The 17,479-nt window shown below is 62.9% G+C and carries 15 protein-coding genes; 11 read left to right on the forward strand and 4 right to left on the reverse strand.

The features are described 5' to 3' along the window. Nucleotides 1–118: 118 nt before the first annotated feature. Together J7I86_RS07530 and J7I86_RS07535 are read right to left on the reverse strand one after the other, a co-directional pair. Nucleotides 119–544, reverse strand: coding sequence for a hypothetical protein (locus J7I86_RS07530; RefSeq protein WP_178997390.1), 426 nt, complete (start codon nucleotides 542–544; stop codon nucleotides 119–121). Nucleotides 545–557: 13 nt separating this feature from the next. After that, nucleotides 558–1,229 carry a trimeric intracellular cation channel family protein gene (locus J7I86_RS07535; RefSeq protein WP_214818650.1) on the reverse strand — a complete coding sequence of 224 codons (672 nt, stop codon included), beginning with the start codon at nucleotides 1,227–1,229 and terminating at the stop codon, nucleotides 558–560. A gap of 62 nt (nucleotides 1,230–1,291) precedes the next feature. Here J7I86_RS07535 and J7I86_RS07540 point away from each other — a divergent pair, with 62 nt between their 5' ends. From J7I86_RS07540 to J7I86_RS07590, 11 genes are all read left to right on the forward strand, one after another. Continuing rightward, a complete protein-coding gene (locus J7I86_RS07540; RefSeq protein ID WP_214818654.1) occupies nucleotides 1,292–1,996 on the forward strand; it encodes a sirohydrochlorin chelatase in 705 nt (234 codons plus the stop codon). A gap of 153 nt (nucleotides 1,997–2,149) precedes the next feature. Continuing rightward, the gene (locus J7I86_RS07545; RefSeq protein ID WP_214818668.1) at nucleotides 2,150–3,892 is read left to right on the forward strand and encodes a nitrite/sulfite reductase; all 1,743 of its coding nucleotides are present in this window, start codon (nucleotides 2,150–2,152) and stop codon (nucleotides 3,890–3,892) included. Further along, nucleotides 3,889–4,641 carry a phosphoadenylyl-sulfate reductase gene (locus J7I86_RS07550; protein ID WP_214818683.1) on the forward strand — a complete coding sequence of 251 codons (753 nt, stop codon included), beginning with the start codon at nucleotides 3,889–3,891 and terminating at the stop codon, nucleotides 4,639–4,641. Before J7I86_RS07545 ends, J7I86_RS07550 begins: the two co-directional genes overlap by 4 nt. Then, complete coding sequence (gene cysD / locus J7I86_RS07555) at nucleotides 4,638–5,597, forward strand: sulfate adenylyltransferase subunit CysD (RefSeq protein WP_214818687.1); 960 nt, start codon at nucleotides 4,638–4,640, stop codon at nucleotides 5,595–5,597. The genes J7I86_RS07550 and cysD overlap by 4 nt, the downstream gene beginning before the upstream one ends. Beyond that, nucleotides 5,598–7,001, forward strand: coding sequence for a sulfate adenylyltransferase subunit 1 (locus tag J7I86_RS07560; protein WP_214818697.1), 1,404 nt, complete (start codon nucleotides 5,598–5,600; stop codon nucleotides 6,999–7,001). A gap of 99 nt (nucleotides 7,002–7,100) precedes the next feature. After that, the gene (mmuM, locus tag J7I86_RS07565; protein WP_214818707.1) at nucleotides 7,101–8,054 is read left to right on the forward strand and encodes a homocysteine S-methyltransferase; all 954 of its coding nucleotides are present in this window, start codon (nucleotides 7,101–7,103) and stop codon (nucleotides 8,052–8,054) included. 156 nt (nucleotides 8,055–8,210) lie between these two features. Next, a complete protein-coding gene (locus J7I86_RS07570; RefSeq protein WP_214818710.1) occupies nucleotides 8,211–9,356 on the forward strand; it encodes an ABC transporter substrate-binding protein in 1,146 nt (381 codons plus the stop codon). Nucleotides 9,357–9,452: 96 nt separating this feature from the next. Continuing rightward, entirely contained in the window at nucleotides 9,453–10,184 is a 732-nt protein-coding gene (locus J7I86_RS07575) for an ABC transporter ATP-binding protein (protein WP_214818713.1), read from the forward strand. Then, nucleotides 10,174–11,118: an ABC transporter permease gene (locus J7I86_RS07580; RefSeq protein ID WP_011775722.1), complete on the forward strand. Its 945-nt coding sequence runs from the start codon at nucleotides 10,174–10,176 to the stop codon at nucleotides 11,116–11,118. The genes J7I86_RS07575 and J7I86_RS07580 overlap by 11 nt, the downstream gene beginning before the upstream one ends. Before the next feature lie 171 nt (nucleotides 11,119–11,289). Then, on the forward strand, nucleotides 11,290–11,847 hold the full coding sequence (locus J7I86_RS07585; RefSeq protein ID WP_214818718.1) for a dihydrofolate reductase family protein: 558 nt from the start codon (nucleotides 11,290–11,292) through the stop codon (nucleotides 11,845–11,847). Nucleotides 11,848–11,978: 131 nt separating this feature from the next. Next, nucleotides 11,979–13,016, forward strand: coding sequence for an LLM class flavin-dependent oxidoreductase (locus J7I86_RS07590; RefSeq protein WP_214818720.1), 1,038 nt, complete (start codon nucleotides 11,979–11,981; stop codon nucleotides 13,014–13,016). 26 nt (nucleotides 13,017–13,042) lie between these two features. Here the strand turns inward: J7I86_RS07590 and J7I86_RS07595 are convergent, their stop codons facing one another. Then, nucleotides 13,043–15,760, reverse strand: coding sequence for an aminotransferase class I/II-fold pyridoxal phosphate-dependent enzyme (locus J7I86_RS07595; RefSeq protein WP_214818722.1), 2,718 nt, complete (start codon nucleotides 15,758–15,760; stop codon nucleotides 13,043–13,045). Between the two features lie 16 nt (nucleotides 15,761–15,776). Further along, on the reverse strand, nucleotides 15,777–17,258 hold the full coding sequence (locus J7I86_RS07600) for an amino acid permease (protein WP_214818724.1): 1,482 nt from the start codon (nucleotides 17,256–17,258) through the stop codon (nucleotides 15,777–15,779). Between the last annotated feature and the right edge of the window lie 221 nt (nucleotides 17,259–17,479).

A 17,479-nucleotide genomic window follows, 5' to 3' on the forward strand; every position in this document is an offset into this window, starting at 1 on the left:
GAGCGGCGTGTCAGGGCTGCTCCGCAATCAATGTGGGTGGTGGCCGCACGCCGTCTCACAAAAAACAGCCCCCGCCCTGGCCAAAGGTCAGGAAGGGGGCTGCTTGAAACCTTGGAAGTTAGTCTTCGTCGTCGTTGAACGCCCACTCGAACATGTCGAACACGAACTCGGAGAACGTGCCTTCTTCGCTCTTCCACTGGCCGCGGGCATTGTTGCGGCGCCAAACGATGGGGTCCGGGATGCTGAGATCGGCGGTGCGGAAGCCCCAAGTGAATTGTTCGTCCTCGTCCTCAAGGAACATGAGGAAGCCTTCGTCGTCCACCTCCAGTTCCTCTGGGTCCCAGAAGTAGTGGTAGGCCTCCATGAGGTCCTCGCAGCCGCCGATTGCGAGGTAAAACTCGCGCAGAACCAGGGGGATGGTGAAGGAGTGATCGGAGAGGGCGTCGTCCAGTTCGTCCGGCGTGAGGCCGTCTTCTTCCTGCCATTCATCCTCGAGATACTTTGGGACCAGCGCGCGGAACTTCTCGAGGAACATGTCAGTCATGCTCTTATCCTAGCTAATCCCGGGCACCGGAAATTGCGCCCCCACCGGTGGCTGCGCGATGCCATCCGCGCACAGCCAACGGCACATACCAACTGCGCCGCCACGCGGTCACCCGGAAAGCGAAAACAACACCCGCAATGACACAAGCAGTAACCCCATTGAACAGGCCAAGGTTCCACAACAACGTGGTCAAGCCGGCGCCCGCGAAGGCTGGCAGCGCGTAGATGTCGCGGTTGTTGAACAAGGTAGGGATTTCGTTGGCGGTGATGTCACGGAGCAGGCCTCCGCCCACGGCTGTGGTGACCCCCAGCAGGATCGCGGCTACCGGATTCATGCCCGCGCCGATTGCCTTCAGCGTGCCAGTGATGCAGAACAAGGCCAGCCCGCCGGCGTCGAACAGAGTCAGCAGAGAAGTGAAGCGCTGCACTGAGGAGAACAAGTAGTAAACCAGCAGCGCGGCCAGCAATGGCGGGGCCAGGTACGCGGGGTTGGTGAAAGCGATAGGGGGACCGGCATTGATCACGATGTCACGGATCACGCCACCGCCCAGGGCCGCGATGGACGCGAGAAGTATGGAGCCCACAAAGTCGAACTGCTTCCGGGCTGCCAACAACGAGCCTGACACAGCAAAAAAGAACACGCCGATGAGGTCAAGCCAAAGAAGAACAATGTCAAAGGAAATCAAGTGGACGGTTCTTTCTTAACGCGCTCAACAACAGGTGCTGGCTCAACGTTACGCTAGCTCCCATGAACAGCCCCGTTTTGATCGCTTGTGCCCACGGAACCCGCAACGTTGAAGGCCAAGCTGCCATCCGCCGCGTGATGGCAGAAATCGAAGCTCTCCGCCCCGGTTTGCGCGTTGTTGAGGCGTACGTTGACGTACAAGAACCCGAGTTGGGTGGCGTGGTGGAGGGCCTGCCTGAGGGGACTCCCGCCGTCGTCGTACCGCTTTTGCTCTCAACTGGCTTCCACATCAAAGTGGACGTGCCCAAAGCCATCAAGTGCCGGCCTGAGGTAGTGGCCGCCAGTCCGTTGGGTCCGGACCCGCGGCTGGCTGAGCTGTTAGCCAGCCACCTGCGTGCGGCTGGGTTGCAGGAGAACGACGGCGTGCTGCTGGCTGCCGCGGGATCGTCCCTTCCGGACGGCTCGGTTGATTCAGAAGAGCAGGCACGACTCCTCGGTGAGCTGCTGCCGAACAAAGTGCGGGTCGCCTATGGCGCCAGTGCCCAGCCAACAGTGCCCGACGGCGTCGCCTCCTTGCGTGAAGAACTCGCCGCCGACGGTGGGACAGGCCGGGTCTTCATCGCCTCCTACCTGCTGGCTACGGGCTATTTCCACGACCAGCTGGCGAAGGCCGGCGCGGACGTTGTGGCGGCGCCGTTGCTGCCGTCTCCTGTGTTGGCGGAGATCGCGCTGGAACGGTACGACGCAGTGGTGGAAAGGCCCTCCTAACCTTTATTCACGCGCAAAAACGCAGTTCCGCGACAGCATAAAGGTGTCCGTTGAAACAAGGCCGTTGGCGTGTTCGTGACGAAATGTTTCCCTAGGTGACTTCGCGTTTCCGGACCTTTGCTGGCGAAAACTGGCCAGACCTACAGTCGATGTATGACAGATACAGCTGTAGCCGGTGCGTCCGCGGACACCGCAGTCCCCTCGCGTCCGGCGCGCACCCGCCCTGCCGCCAAGCCCCACGGCCAGTGGAAGGTTGACGGCACCGCTCCACTGAACGCCAACGAAACCTGGAAGCAGGAAGACAACGGGCTGAACGTCCGTGAGCGGATTGAGTCTGTCTACTCCAAAGAAGGTTTTGATTCGATTGACGGCACGGACCTTCATGGCCGCTTCCGTTGGTGGGGCCTCTACACCCAGCGCAAACCCGGGATCGATGGCGGCAAGACCGCAACGCTTGAACCCCACGAGCTCGAAGACAAGTACTTCATGCTGCGCGTTCGCATCGACGGCGGCGCGCTGACCACCGAGCAGCTTCGCGTTATCGGCCAGATTTCCGTGGACTTCGCCCGTGGATCGGCCGACCTCACGGACCGCCAGAACATCCAGCTGCACTGGATCCGCGTAGAAGACGTCCCGGAGATCTGGCGTCGCCTTGAAGGCATCGGACTGTCCACCACCGAGGCTTGCGGCGACGTTCCCCGTGTCATCCTCGGCTCCCCGGTTGCGGGCATCGCCAAGGACGAGATCATCGATCCCACGCCACTCATCCACGAGCTCGCCGAGCGTTTCATCGGCGACCCCGAGCTGGCCAACCTGCCGCGCAAATACAAGACCGCCATCACGGGCCACCCGTCCCAGGACGTGGTGCACGAGATCAACGACTTCGCACTGGTTGGCGTAATCCACCCTGAGTTCGGTGCCGGCTACGACCTCTGGGTTGGCGGCGGATTGTCCACCAACCCGCGCCTCGCTGAACGCCTTGGCGTGTTCGTCTCCGCTGACGTCGCCGCTGAGGTATGGCTCGGCGTCACCAGCATCTTCCGCGACTACGGCTACCGCCGCATGCGCACCAAGGCCCGCCTGAAGTTCCTCATGAACGACTGGGGCCCGGCCAAGTTCCGCCAGATCCTGGAGGACGAGTACCTCGGCTTCAAGCTTCCCGACGGTCCTGCCGCTCCCAAGCCCACGGCTCCCGGCGACCACATCGGCGTTCACGAGCAGAAGGACGGCAAGTTCTTCATCGGCGTGACCCCCACCGTGGGCCGCACGTCCGGCGAGGCGCTTGTCACGTTGGCGGACACTTTGGAGAAGCACGGCAGCTACCGCCTGCGCACTACTCCTCACCAGAAGCTGGTCATCCTGGACGTGACCAAGGAACAGGTTGAACCGCTCATCGCCGAACTGGACACGTTGGGCCTCTCGGCTCGTCCGTCCGTTTTCCGCCGCGGCACCATCGCTTGCACGGGCATCGAATTCTGCAAGCTGGCCATCGTTGAAACCAAGGTCACGGCAGCTACGGCAATCGCTGAGCTGGAGCGCCGCTTGGTGGATCTCGTGGAAACCAAGCAGCTGCCGTCGGCACTGTCCCTCCACATCAACGGCTGCCCGAACTCCTGCGCACGTATCCAGACGGCCGATATCGGCCTGAAGGGCATGATGTTGCCAACGCCCGACGGCGACCCCACCCCGGGTTTCCAGGTCCACCTCGGTGGCGGGCTGGCTAACAACGAGCGCGAGGAAGCCGGTTTGGGACGAACCGTCCGCGGCCTCAAGGTCACGGTGGAAGACCTGCCCGATTACGTGGAGCGCGTGGTCCGTAAGTTCGTCGCCGTAGGCGCCGAGGGCCAGACCTTCGCAGAGTGGGCACACTCGGCAGATGAAGGAGATCTCCAATGACAGATCCCGTCACCATTACCAACCTCGCCAGCGCAGCAGCCCGACCCGTGCTGCGTTCCCACGATGAGCTCAAGGCACTGGCTGAACAAGGCGCCGCTGAGCTCGGCTGGAACGCCCCCGCCCGGGACATCATCGCCTGGGTAGCCCGCAACTTCGAGCTGCCCACGGTGACAGTAGCCTGCTCCATGGCCGACGCCGTCCTTCCGGCTTTGGTGGCGGACCAGCTTCCCGGCGTTGACGTCTTGTTCCTGGAAACTGGCTACCACTTCAAGGAAACGTACGAGACCCGCGACGAAGTCGCAGCGAATCTCCGCGTCAACGTGGTGGACGTCCTTCCGGAAAACACCGTGGAGCAGCAGGACCGTCTCCTGGGCAAGGACCTGTTCGCCCGCGACCCCGCACAGTGCTGCGCGCTGCGAAAGGTGCAGCCGCTGCGCCGCTCGCTGGCCGGCTACGAGGTGTGGTTCACCGGAGTCCGACGCGATGAGGGCCCCACCCGCACCAATACGCCCGTGGTCACCTGGGATGAGGGCTTCGGCCTGGTCAAGGTGAACCCGATGGTGGACTGGACCTTCGATCAGCTGATCGAGTATTCCGAGGACAACATCCTTCCCGTCAACCCCCTCCTGAGCCAGGGCTACCCGTCCATCGGCTGCCAGCCCTGCACCCGCAAGGTAGCCCCGGGTGAAGACCCCCGTGCCGGCCGCTGGGCAGGATCCGACAAGACAGAATGCGGACTACACACATGAGCACTTACACAACAGAGGAGTCCACGGTGGAAGTTGCAGCGGCAGTCGACGCCCCTTCAGCGGAGCGTCTCTCCAGCCTGGACACCCTTGAGTCCGAAGCCATTCACATTATCCGCGAGGTTGTTGCCGAGTTCGAGAAGCCTGCGCTGCTGTTCTCCGGCGGCAAGGACTCCGTGGTCATGCTGCACCTGGCCACCAAGGCGTTTTGGCCGGGCAAGGTTCCTTTCCCCGTCCTGCACGTGGACACGGGCCACAACTTCCCTGAGGTTATCGACTTCCGCGACCGCACTGTTGAGCGCCTGGGCCTGAAGCTGGTTGTCGGCTCCGTCCAGGAATTCATTGACCGCGGCGAACTGGCAGAGCGCGCCGATGGCACCCGCAACCCGCTGCAGACCGTTCCGCTGTTGGACGCTATCCAGCGCAACAAGTTCGACGCCGTATTCGGCGGCGGGCGCCGTGACGAGGACAAGGCCCGCGCCAAGGAGCGCATCCTGAGCCTCCGTGATGAGTTCGGCCAGTGGGATCCGCGCAACCAGCGCCCCGAGCTGTGGAACCTGTACAACGGCCGCCACACCGTGGGCCAGCACGTCCGCGCGTTCCCCATCAGCAACTGGACCGAACTGGACATCTGGCGCTACATCGAACGCGAGAACATCGAGCTCCCGGGCCTCTACTACGCCCACGAGCGCGAAGTTTTCGCGCGCGACGGCATGTGGCGCGCTGTGGGCGAAGTTTCCCAGCCGCTGCCCAACGAGGATGTCATCACCAAGCTGGTCCGGTACCGCACGGTGGGCGACATGTCCTGCACAGGTGCCGTCGAGTCCGACGCCCGCACCGTGGCCGACGTCGTTGTTGAAGTCGCTGCCTCCACCCTGACCGAACGTGGCGCCACCCGAGCAGATGACCGCATCTCCGAGGCAGCCATGGAAGACCGCAAGAAGGACGGCTACTTCTAAATGAGCACCGAAACACTGGCTGCCGGGCTGGAAACAGCCCTGCCCACAACCCTCTTCCGTTTCGCGACTGCCGGTTCGGTGGACGACGGCAAATCCACTTTGGTGGGCCGCCTCCTTCACGATTCCAAGGCCATTCTTGCTGACACGCTCGACGCCGTTGCCCGCACCTCCGCGGACCGGGGCTTCGGTGGCGAGAAGGGCGGGATCGACCTCGCCCTCCTGACCGACGGCCTGCGTGCCGAGCGCGAGCAGGGCATCACCATCGACGTCGCGTACCGCTACTTTGCTACGGATCGCCGCAGCTTCATCCTGGCGGACTGCCCCGGCCACGTTCAGTACACCAAGAACACGGTGACCGGCGCGTCCACTGCGGATGCCGTCGTCGTACTGATTGACGCCCGTAAGGGTGTGTTGGAGCAGACCCGCCGGCACTTGTCGGTGTTGCAGTTGCTGCGCGTTGCCCACGTGATTGTGGCTGTGAACAAGATCGACCTGGTGGACTTCAGTGAGCAGGTGTTCCGCGACATCGAGGCCGATGTGCAGAAAGTTGCCCGCGAGCTTGGCTTGGGTTCCGATGGTGTTGCGGATTTGCTGGTGGTTCCTGTGTCCGCCCTTGATGGCGACAACGTGGTGGACCGATCTGAGCGCACTCCTTGGTACACCGGTCCTGCGCTGTTGGAGGTCCTCGAAACCCTCCCCGCTGCTGACGAGCTTGAGGCTGAACTGGAGAGCTTCCGCTTCCCGGTCCAGCTGGTGATCCGTCCGCAGGGTGCCTTGGCTCCTGATGCCGTCGCTGCCGGGCTCGATGTGGAGGCGTACCGCGATTACCGTGCCTACGCGGGCCAGATCACCGAGGGCTCGGTGAAGGTTGGCGACGAAGTTTCTGTCATCAGCCCGGGCCACGAGCCGCGCACCACCACGGTGGTCGGCATCGACTTCGCCGGCCAGTCGTTGGAGGAGGCAGCTGCTCCGCAGTCGGTGGCTATCCGTTTGGCCGACGAGATCGACATCGCCCGCGGCGACACCATTGCTGCTGCGGGAACGGTCCGCGAAAGCACGGCTGACCTGTATGCGTCGCTGGCTTGGCTCTCGCCGAAGCCGCTCCGCGAAGGCCAGAAGGTCCTGGTGAAGCACGGTACTCGCACGGTCCAGGCCTTGGTCCGCAACGTCACCGGCAAGCTGGACCTGGCCACGTTCAACGTTGAGCCGGCGTCCAATCTGGAGCTCAACGACATCGGACACGCACAGCTGCGCCTGTCCGCGCCGTTGCCGCTTGAGAATTACCTGCACCACCGCCGCACTGGCGCTTTCCTGGTGATCGATCCTATCGACGGCAACACCCTTGCCGCCGGTTTGGTGAAGGACCACCCGGGCGATCACGAAGACGAACGTTACGTCATCTAGGGTCACACGTAGTCACAAAACCGCAGCTTGTTCGCGACTCCTCACGTTGTACGGCGGGATTTTCGAACAAGCTGCGGTTTTCTTTTTGGGGAAGGACCCATGCCACAGAACACCTCGCTCAGCACTCTCCTCGACGCCGGTATGGACCTGGTCCTGGACGGCGCGTTGGCCACGGAACTGGAGGCACACGGCTGCGACCTGGAAGACGCGTTGTGGTCCGCCAAGGTCCTGCTGGAGCAGCCGCACCTGATCAAGCAGGTTCACCGGGATTATTTCGATGCCGGTGCTTCCGTGGCCATTACGGCCAGTTACCAGGCGACGCCGCAGGGTTTCGCCCGGCGAGGGTTGTCCGTTGAAGAGTCGTTGGAGTTGGTGGCGTTGAGTGTCCGGCTGGCCGACGAAGCCCGTCAAGAAGCCTTGGCTGAGGGTTCTGCGAGTGGCCCTCTGCTGGTGGCCGGATCCGTGGGGCCGTACGGCGCATACCTCGCCGATGGCTCTGAATACCGCGGGGACTACACGCTTTCTGCCGCAGAATTCCGGGACTTTCACCGGCCTCGCATTGCCGCGCTCGTAGAGGCCGGCGCGGATTTCCTGGCGTGCGAGACGCTGCCGTCCTACGCCGAGGCGAAGGCGCTGTTGGCGCTCGTGGCGGAGTTCGACGTCGAATCCTGGTTCACGTTCACGCTCCGGGACAGCGGCCGCATCAGTGACGGGACGCCGCTGGGGCAGGTGGCTGCGCTGCTTAGCGCCGAACCGCGGGTAGCCGCCGTCGGGGTTAATTGTGTGCCGCTGGACCTGGTGACCGAAGCGCTCGGCACCCTGCAGCAAGCCTCAAACAAGCCGCTGGTGGCGTACCCGAATTCAGGCGAGACCTATGACGCGGTAACCAAGACGTGGAGTCCTTCGACGGGTGTTCAGGGCAGCGGAACCTTGGCCGGCAACGCCGCTGTTTGGCAGGACCGGGGCGCCCATCTCATAGGTGGATGCTGCCGCACAACTCCGCGCGACATTGAAGGCCTGGCGGCGAATATGACGCCACGTGAACCTTCGTGAACCTTGGTTTCTGCGGGATTGAAGCGGAAATATGACAGTCCCTACTGTGAAGGCATGACCTCTCCGGAATGGTCCTTGCTTGCCCTCGACGGGCGATGTCACGGGGCCTGATCTTCGCCCCCACTTCGCATCCCACATTCATAAGGACCCACCCCAATGGCTAACACACCCGAGTCGCCCAACACGGGCACCACCCGCATCGTCGCGGGTGAATCCGCACCCAAGCCCAAGCGCCGCCGCACAGTAGAGATCGGCCTCGCTGTCGGCCTCGTGCTTCTGATCGGCGCAGGCGCTGCCGTTGCTTCCGCAGTTTCGCAGAACAACCAAGCTGCGCCGGCTCCCACCACGACGCCTGCAGCTGAGCTCAAGCTCGGCTACTTCAGCAACGTGACCCACGGCCCGGCGCTGGTAGGCACCAGCAAGGGCCTGATCGCCAAGGAACTCGGCGATACCAAGCTCAGCACCCAGGTCTTCAACGCCGGTCCCGCCGCGATTGAAGCCCTGAACGCCGGCGCCATCGACGCCACGTACATCGGCCCGAACCCGGCCATCAACTCCTACGTCAAGAGCAACGGCGAGTCCATCAGCATCATCGCCGGTGCAGCTTCCGGCGGCGCTCAGCTGGTGGTCAAGCCGGAGATCAACTCCGCTGCCGACCTCAGGGGCAAAATCCTCAGCTCGCCACAGCTCGGCGGAACCCAGGACGTCGCACTCCGCGCATGGCTCGGTGACCAAGGTTTCAAGACCAACACCGATGGCAGCGGCGACGTCAACATCAACCCCACCGAGAACGCCCAGTCACTGAAGCTCTTCCAAGACGGAAAGCTCGACGGCGCGTGGTTGCCTGAGCCTTGGGCCTCCCGCTTGGTGCTTGAAGCCGGAGCGAAGGTCCTGGTAGATGAAAAGGACCTGTGGGAAAACGGTGACTTCACCACCACCATCCTGATCGTCAACAAGAAGTTCGCCGCCGAACACCCGGAAACCGTGAAGGCACTCCTGAAGGGCCACGTGGAATCCGTGAACTGGCTCAACTCGGCCTCTGCTGAGGAGAAGGCGACCACCATCAATGCGGTCCTCAAGGACACTGCGGGCAAGCCGCTGCCGGCCAACGTGATCGAACGGGCGCTGCAAAACATCAAGTTCACCACCGACCCGCTGGCCGGGACGTACAACAAGCTCCTCGATGACGGGGTGAAGGCAGGCACCACCAAGCAGGCCGTCATCAACGGCATCTTCGACCTCCGCACCTTGAACGAGGTTGAAGGCAAGAAAACCTCGGCTGCAGGACTTGGCCAGGACTAAGCAGTAACAGGCTGGTCCGCTTCCCCCTATACCGGTCGGGGAGCGGGCCGGCCTTTGGCCGTATCAGCTCTACCAATCAACACGAAGGACGGGACCATGCCAGTCGTACTCGAGAACCTGGGCAAGCGCTTCGGCGGCGGCGCCCCGGTGCTGGACGACGTCAATGCCACCATCGCGCAAGGCGAGTTCGTCGCCCTCCTCGGTGCGTCCGGCTGCGGCAAGTCCACCCTGCTGAACATCATGGCGGGACTGGAACGGCCGACGTCGGGCGCTCTTGAAGTACCCAGCGACGGTGCCGCCTTCATGTTTCAGGACGCGTCCCTGTTCCCGTGGCTGACGGCGCGTGGCAATATCGAGCTGGCATTGCAGCTCGCGGACAAATCCAGCACCAAGGTGAGCCGGCGCGCCCGTGCCACCGAATTGTTGGAACTGGTGCACTTGGGCGGTGCGGGGGATAAGCGTCCCCACGAACTGTCCGGCGGTATGAGGCAGCGCGTCGCTTTGGCTCGCTCCTTGGCTCAGGACCGGCAGTTGCTGCTGATGGATGAGCCGTTTGCCGCCCTCGATGCGATCACCCGTGACCTTCTGCATGACGAGCTCGAGCGGATCTGGAAGGAAACCGGCCGGACCATTGTGTTCGTTACCCACAACGTGCGCGAGGCCGTTCGCCTGGGTCAGCGCGTACTGCTGCTGTCCTCGCGCCCCGGCCGTGTGGTGGCCGAATGGGATGTTACCGAAGAACACCGAACCGACGCTGGCCGCGCTGGGGAGCTGACCGGAGTCATTACCCGCCGTCTTCGCGAGGAGATCCGCCGCCATGCCAAGTAACCCCATCACCACCGAAGAGCGGACCCTTCCCGTGACAGATTCCAAAGAGCACATCACTTCGCCGTCGCTGAAGGGCAACGCCTCGGAACTCCGGGACCTTGAAGCGGGGCTGGACAACCTCCAGTCCGACAGCGGGCGCAAAGCCGGCATCGAGTGGAAGCGGGTACTGCTGCCCGTTGCGGCGCTCGTGGTCCTGATTCTCGCGTGGCAGTTCTACGTTTCCCTCGAGTTCAAGCGCCGTGACCTCGTTCCCGGGCCGTTGGACGTCCTCACCCAGTTCGTGACGATGTGGGGAGAAGGCAAAGTCCAGGAAGCAGTGTGGACATCGCTGCAACGTGGCGTGATCGGCTTCCTCATCTCCGTGGTCATCGCTACGCCCGTGGGGTTGATCCTGGCGCAGGTAGCTCCCTTGCGCCGTGCGTTCGGGCCGCTCATTTCGGGGTTGCAGGTGCTCCCTTCCGTGGCATGGGTTCCCGCCGCGATCATCTGGTTCGGCCTGACCGACGCCACCGTCTACTTCGTGGTGTTCATGGGCGCCATCCCGTCCATCATCAACGGACTCATCTCCGGTGTGGACCAGATCCCGCCGCAGTACCGCAGCGTGGGCACAGTCCTTGGCGCCAACCGGCTCCAGATGGCACTGCAGATCGTCCTGCCCGCCGCACTTCCCGGCTACATCGGCGGCTTGAAGCAGGGCTGGGCTTTCTCCTGGCGCTCCCTCATGGCCGCGGAAATCATCGCAGTGGGCGGTACCATCGGCTTCGGTTTGGGCTCGCTGTTGGACCAGGGCCGTTTGCTCTCCGATATGACAATCGTGATGTCCGCGATCCTGCTGATCCTGTTCGTGGGAATCCTGATCGAGCTCCTGGTGTTCGGGCCGATCGAGAAGCGTCTGCTGCAGCGCCGGGGTTTGTTGGCGGGCAGCAGCCGCTAAGTCGTGGCGGGCGGCCGTGGCGGCGCACCCATTCGCGCTATCCGCACCTGATCGGCGTCGATGACGCACCCTTTCGCGCTATCCGCCCCAGTGGTTACGGGTGCATTTGACGGAAAGTGATGCGCCAGCAGCCCTCTAACCCTTTCTTCTCACGCAGCCTAGAATCGTCCAATGGGCCTTCTAACGTTCAGCATCAACGTCACGCTTGATGGTTGCGTCGACCATCAGGAGGGCATCGCCGACGACGAGACGCATGCCCACTTCACCCACCTTCTGGAGCAGAGCGGGGCAATGCTCTGGGGCCGTACTACCTACGAAATGATGGAGAGCTACTGGCCCTCGGTCGCTAGCGGTGAGGTGGACGCTCCGCCAGCGTTGCGGGAGTGGGCGCTGACACTGGAAACAATGCCCAAGTACGTCGTATCTTCGACGCGGAGTAACTTCCCTTGGATGAATAGCCACCACCTCGTTGGAAATCTGCGCACAGCGGTGCAGGAACTCAAGGACAGCACTTCCAAGGGGGTGCTGGTGGGCAGCGGCAAACTTGCGACGGAACTGGACCGGCTGGATCTGATCGACGAGTACAAATTCCTCGTCCACCCCATGATCGCCGGCCACGGCCCAACGCTGTACCAGGGCGGTCTGCCCGGCACCCGGCGCCTCGAGCTGATCTTGGCGGAGCCGCTCAGCAACGGCGCGATGGCCATGCACTATCGACGCGCTGGATAAGAACTGAGCTCGCGCCCCGCGCACCCTTTTGCGCCGCGCGCACCAGTGGTTACGGGTGCGATCGGCGGGATGTGGCGCAGTCCGTTGAGGCCGGCCGGAATTCTCCGCATCCACAAGTAGTTGTCCTCAACATGCATAACAAACGGATCGGCTTCCTCTCCTTCGGACACTGGGCACGTGTCCCGGGCTCCCTCGTGCCAACGGCGGGGGAGGCCCTGAATCAGGGAATCGAACTCGCTGTGGCCGCCGAGGAACTGGGCGTCGACGGAGCGTTCTTCCGGGTGCACCATTTCGCCCGTCAACAGGCGTCGCCGTTCCCGCTGCTCGCTGCCATAGCTGCGAGAACCAGCCGGATGGAAATGGGCACCGGCGTGATCGACATGAGATACGAAAACAGCCTCTATATGGCCGAGGAAGCAGCGGCCACGGACCTCATCAGCGATGGGCGTTTGCAGCTCGGCGTGAGCCGTGGTTCACCCGAACCTGCACGGAACGGCGCCGCAAAGTTCGGTTACGTCCCCGAAGACGGCGAAGACGGCGGCGACATGGCCCGCCGCCACACTGCACTGTTCCGCAAAGCAATCGCCGGGCACGGGGTTGCCGAAGCGGATCCGCATTACGCCGGCGGAGCCACAGGCCTGCTGCCCATCCAGCCCCAATCGCCGGGCCTCCCGCACCGGATCTGGTGGGGCGCCGGAACACGGAAAACCGCCGTGTGGGCTGCGGAGCAAGGCATGAACCTCATGAGCTCCACCCTCCTCACCGAGGACACTGGTGTTCCCTTCGATGAGCTGCAGGCAGAGCAGATCCGGATGTTCCGCGAAGCCTGGGCCGCAGCCGGGCACGACTTTGAACCACGGATTTCCGTGAGCCGCAGCGTGATCCCCATCGTGGACGACGTCGACAACCACTACTTCGGCCTCCGCGCCCAAGCGGACAGTCAGGACCAAGTAGGAGTTCTGGACGGCGCGTTGTCCCGTTTCGGGAAGAGCTACATCGGCGAGCCGGACGCCCTGGCTGAGGAGCTGGCCAAGGACGCCGCAGTCCAAGCGGCTGACACCGTCCTGCTCACCGTGCCCAACCAGCTGGGCGTGGACTACAACGCCAAGCTGCTGGGCAACGTGGCGAAGTACATCGCCCCTGCCTTCGGGTGGACCGCCAAGCACTGACCAAGCCCCCGGTCTTCACGAAAGCACTAGGAAGCCACCGCCACCAGCCTCGCAGCCGAAAACGACACGGTCTCCGCGAATACCCGATACCCGCGGTCGTGATCAAAGCCATGGATTTCCCGGGTGTCCAAAGCCGCCATGAATTCGAGGGTTTGCCGGGTGATCACTTGACCTGGGACGAGGATGGGGAAGCCTGGTGGATACGGTGTGACAAATCCTGCCGAGACTACTTCCTGTCCCGCGGCCACCGCCGCAGCTACCACCGCGGCAGATAGGTACACCGTGGAATCGGGCTTGTAGCTTTCAAAGTACGCGGCCCGTATGTCCCCGTCCTCGCAGGCGTCGTCGACGCGGAAGCGAGCGGCGAAGGTGCTGAAGTCCGGGAGCGGGGGAGTCGGGCGGGGAGCATCGGATGAGGCAGGAAGTGTCCGGCGCCGTGCCGTGGGATGCGGGTTCTCGAAACCTTCGGCGAGCTTCACCAAGACCTCGATCAGGTACGCCACGGAGCTGCGGGAGGTGCCGATATTGGTCATGAACAGCACCGTGTTCCGGGATGTTTTGTTGACTTGGATGCCGTGATCGTCCATGAGATAGCTGTGGCGGAACGTGTCGCCGTCGATCCCAGTTTTGCTGATGTCCAGCGTCAGGCGGCTGGGATCGATGACGAATTCGTCCCGCTGCCAAGCGTCCTCCAGCTCAGCCAGCCCGTCCCGCAGCGGCATGCTGGAGGCGGTTTCGCGGAACTGCCCGCCGATGAGGTCACGTGAGGTCAGCACCCGGAAGTACTTCTTCAGCAGGGGATGCCGGGCAACGGCCTGAGCCACGGACACGGCGAGGTCGGATTGCCTCTGAACCAGGCCGAAACCTTCTAACTCCACCTGCCGCCTACCAATGTCCAAGGACGCCAGGATCTGGTAGTTAGGCGAGGTGGACGTGTGGGTCATGTACGCCTCGCGGAATGACTCCTGGTTGGAAGCGGCGAAGTCCTGGTCAAACACGTGGATCATGGAACCCTGGCGCAGCGACGTGAGGGTCTTGTGGGTCGATTGTGTGGCGTAGACCCGGACGCGTGCCTTCGCCGGATCCGGAATCAGGCGGGTGTTGAGCCAAACTTCGTCATCAACGGGTTCACCGGTGACCGGATCATGCAGGGACGCTGCCTGCTCCGCGTACCGGGCAGCGTAGGCCGGGGTGCCGAATGAGGCTTCCAACGCGGCAGCGGCCGCCATGCCGGTTCGACGGCGGTACACCGGATGGGAGCGCGCGAAGGCGAACCATGCCTCATCCCACAGGAAGACCAGGTCCGGTTTGATGGCCAAGCACTCCTCCATGACCCTTTCGACGTCGTACACAACGCCGTCAAAAGTGCAGTTGGTGAGGGTCACCATCTTCACCTCGTGGAGCCTGCCTGCCCGCCGGTATTCCAGGAGCCTGCGCTTCAGGCTGGTCAGCGGCACAGCGCCGTAAAAGGCGTACTTGTCCAGGGGATAAGCGTCCAGGTATGAAACGCGGGCACCTGCGAGCACAAACGCGTAGTGGTGCGACTTGTGGCAGTTACGGTCAACCAGGACAACATCGCCCGGGGCAAGCAATGACTGATGCACAATCTTGTTGGCCGTGGACGTGCCGTTGGTGACAAAGTAGGTTCGTTGCGCCCCGAAGGCCCGGGCTGCGAGCTCCTGAGCCCGCTTGATGGACCCGTGGGGATCGAGCAAAGAGTCCAGTCCGCCGGAGGTGGCTGAGGTTTCGGCCAGCAGCAGGTTTGTCCCGTAAAAATCTGCCATGTCCCGGATCCACGAGGAACTTCCTACGGACGCGCCTCTGGAAATTGGCAGGGCATGGAAGACGCTGGCCGGGCGACGACTGTAATCCTGCAGCGCCGTGAAGAACGGTGTTTCGTACCGTTCGGACACCCCGGACAGAAGAGATAAGTGCAGGTCCAAATGATCCTGCCTCCGGAAGATTCGCCGGAACTTCTTGGTGAGCGATCCCGCCAATGACTCGATGGAGACCCCTGCCACCAGATAGACATCCAGCTCGGGGCGCAACCCGGAGATAGCCTCGGCCAAGCCAAGAATCCGCTTGATGGGCCGCGAGTCGTGCAGCTCTGCGGAGGTGTGCCGGGCCAGGAAACGCCGGAGGTCGCTCCCCAAAAGTTGAGAACTGCTGATGGCGAAGCCCGGGCGAAGGACCACGGATTGGATGGCGGGATTCAGCATGACGGCAACCAAGGCGTCCTCGTAGCTGGGAACCACGTTGACGGTGTAGGTGAAAGCATCGGAAGGACGCCGTTGGGCGGCCATGGTGTTCTTTAGCGCTTCGGCCTCTTCCGGTTCAACGGTGTCCACCACCAGGACCTCAAAGCGAGGACGCTCGGCTGGTTCGGCTTGGTCAATGGCCTCATCGTCAACTGTCTCTCCGCGCGGCACGGCGGCCGTTTCCCCCGAAGAGGCGAGCGGAAGGTTTGCCAAGCCGCCCAGAAGCTGGAACGCGGCCTGGGGTTCGCCGTCGTCGATTAACTGGCGCAACTGTGCCACGGCACTGACTCCGGGTTCAGCCCAATACGGTTCCACTGCCTCCAGGAGGGCAAAAGTCCGATCGATCTGGGGCAGCAAACCGGGTTCCTGGTGCCGGGAGGAGGCAAGCTGCCTGAGGGCGTATCCCAGGAACTCCCAAGCATCGGCACGGGATCGCCAGGCACGGCTGGGAGTACCGATTTTGAGGGACGGGGAAGGGGCGTTCATGTGTTCCACTTTCAAACTAGGGATGTGTCCGGGCTGTGCGAATGCGGCCGCGGTACGCGTACCAACCAGCAACCAGCAGAGGTGCCAGTACCAGCAACGAGGCCAGCACCCATCGGCCGGTCTCTGAGAACCCCATGGTCACCAGGACGAAGGCCAGGAATCCGAGCGTGAGGTAGGACGTAAAGGGCGCTCCGAACAGACGGAACGCGGGCCGGACAACCTTGCCGATGCGGACCCACGATTGGAGCTTGATGTGGCAGAGCATGATGGTGGCCCAGCCGCCGATGATGCCCACCGCAGAGATTTCCAACACGATCTCAAAGACCTGTGATGGGACGACGGCGTTCAACCCGACGCCCACCAGGGTGATGACGGCCGTGAGCAGGATGCCGCCGTAGGGCACACCGGACGCACTGATCCGCCCGGTGAACTGCGGAGCCGAGCCGTTCACTGCCATGGAGCGCAGGATGCGGCCGGTGGAGTAGAGGCCCGCGTTGAGGCTGGACAGCGCTGCGGTGAGGACCACGAAGTTCATCACGGACGCGGAGATGGCGCCGGCCTGCGGGTCGCCGAGGTGCGAGAAGAACGTGACAAAGGGTGATTCGCCGGCTTTGTAAGACGTGAACGGAAGCAGGAGGGAGAGCAGCAGAACTGAGCCTACGTAGAAGATTCCAATGCGGATCACCACGGTATTCACGGCTTTGGGCATCACCTTGTGCGGGTTTGCTGTTTCACCGGCTGCGGTACCCACCAGTTCCACGGCGGCGTAGGCAAACACCACGCCGCTGACGGCCAGCAGCGGTGCCACGGCGCCCATGGGGAACATGCCGCCGTTCTCTGTGATGACGTTGAAACCCGGAACGCCGATATCCGTGCGGCCGCCAAAGACTATGAAGCAAATGCCCACCACGAGGAAAGCCACAAGTGCGCCCACCTTGACCAAGGCGAACCAGAACTCCATCTCGCCAAAGATTTTCACGGACACCAGGTTCAGGGAGAGCACCACTACCAAAGCGATCAACGCGATCAACCACTGCGGGATGTCGTTGATGGGTCCCCAGTACTGCCCCCAGAACTTCACGTACAGGGCAACCGCGGTGACGTCCACAATGGAGGTCATGGCCCAGTTCAGAAAATAGAGCCAACCGGCGGTGTAGGCCATTTTCTCGCCATAGAACTCCCTGGCGTAGGAAACAAACGAGCCCGACGTAGGACGGCACAGCACCAGCTCGCCCAATGCGCGCAGGATCAGAAAGGCAAAGAATCCGCAGACGGCGTAAACGAGGATCAGAGCAGGGCCGGATCCGTTGAGTCGACCTCCGGCGCCCATGAAGAGCCCGGTGCCGATTGCACCGCCAATGGCGATCATCTGGATCTGCCGGGGTTTGAGCGTCTTCCGGTAGCCGGCTTCCTCTTGAGCGAAAGCGTTCGACGGCGGAACTGCAGCCAGGTCTGTTGGGGAGGGAAGGGTTTTTGTGGACGCAGGGGTGGGTATCACTTCGGGGGTCTCCTTTGACTCCGGTGCCACCAAGGGTGGCTCAATACTCCAAAACGTGGGGCTGACTGCCGTGCAGCTGCGCCGGAAATTGGCCGCGCTGCAGGCAGTCTTTGTGGTGTTTGGGACAGTCACCAACTCTAGGTGTCCACCGCATCCAACAAATTGGCTGGCGAACCAAATTCAGGGCCCGGCTCTTGTGCCGTGGGGACAACACTGGTGTT

Source organism: Arthrobacter sp. ISL-95 (genome assembly GCF_018613695.1).
In the GTDB taxonomy this organism is placed as follows: domain Bacteria; phylum Actinomycetota; class Actinomycetes; order Actinomycetales; family Micrococcaceae; genus Arthrobacter.

Coding starts and splice junctions, on each gene's coding strand:
- J7I86_RS07575 (WP_214818713.1), top strand. CDS start 9,453: ATGCCAGTCGTACTCGAGAACCTGGGCAAGCGCTTCGGCGGCGGCGCC.
- mmuM (WP_214818707.1), top strand. CDS start 7,101: ATGCCACAGAACACCTCGCTCAGCACTCTCCTCGACGCCGGTATGGAC.
- J7I86_RS07585 (WP_214818718.1), top strand. CDS start 11,290: ATGGGCCTTCTAACGTTCAGCATCAACGTCACGCTTGATGGTTGCGTC.
- J7I86_RS07550 (WP_214818683.1), top strand. CDS start 3,889: ATGACAGATCCCGTCACCATTACCAACCTCGCCAGCGCAGCAGCCCGA.
- J7I86_RS07580 (WP_011775722.1), top strand. CDS start 10,174: ATGCCAAGTAACCCCATCACCACCGAAGAGCGGACCCTTCCCGTGACA.
- J7I86_RS07570 (WP_214818710.1), top strand. CDS start 8,211: ATGGCTAACACACCCGAGTCGCCCAACACGGGCACCACCCGCATCGTC.
- J7I86_RS07560 (WP_214818697.1), top strand. CDS start 5,598: ATGAGCACCGAAACACTGGCTGCCGGGCTGGAAACAGCCCTGCCCACA.
- J7I86_RS07590 (WP_214818720.1), top strand. CDS start 11,979: ATGCATAACAAACGGATCGGCTTCCTCTCCTTCGGACACTGGGCACGT.
- J7I86_RS07530 (WP_178997390.1), bottom strand. CDS start 544: ATGACTGACATGTTCCTCGAGAAGTTCCGCGCGCTGGTCCCAAAGTAT.
- J7I86_RS07545 (WP_214818668.1), top strand. CDS start 2,150: ATGACAGATACAGCTGTAGCCGGTGCGTCCGCGGACACCGCAGTCCCC.
- J7I86_RS07595 (WP_214818722.1), bottom strand. CDS start 15,760: ATGAACGCCCCTTCCCCGTCCCTCAAAATCGGTACTCCCAGCCGTGCC.
- J7I86_RS07540 (WP_214818654.1), top strand. CDS start 1,292: ATGAACAGCCCCGTTTTGATCGCTTGTGCCCACGGAACCCGCAACGTT.
- cysD (WP_214818687.1), top strand. CDS start 4,638: ATGAGCACTTACACAACAGAGGAGTCCACGGTGGAAGTTGCAGCGGCA.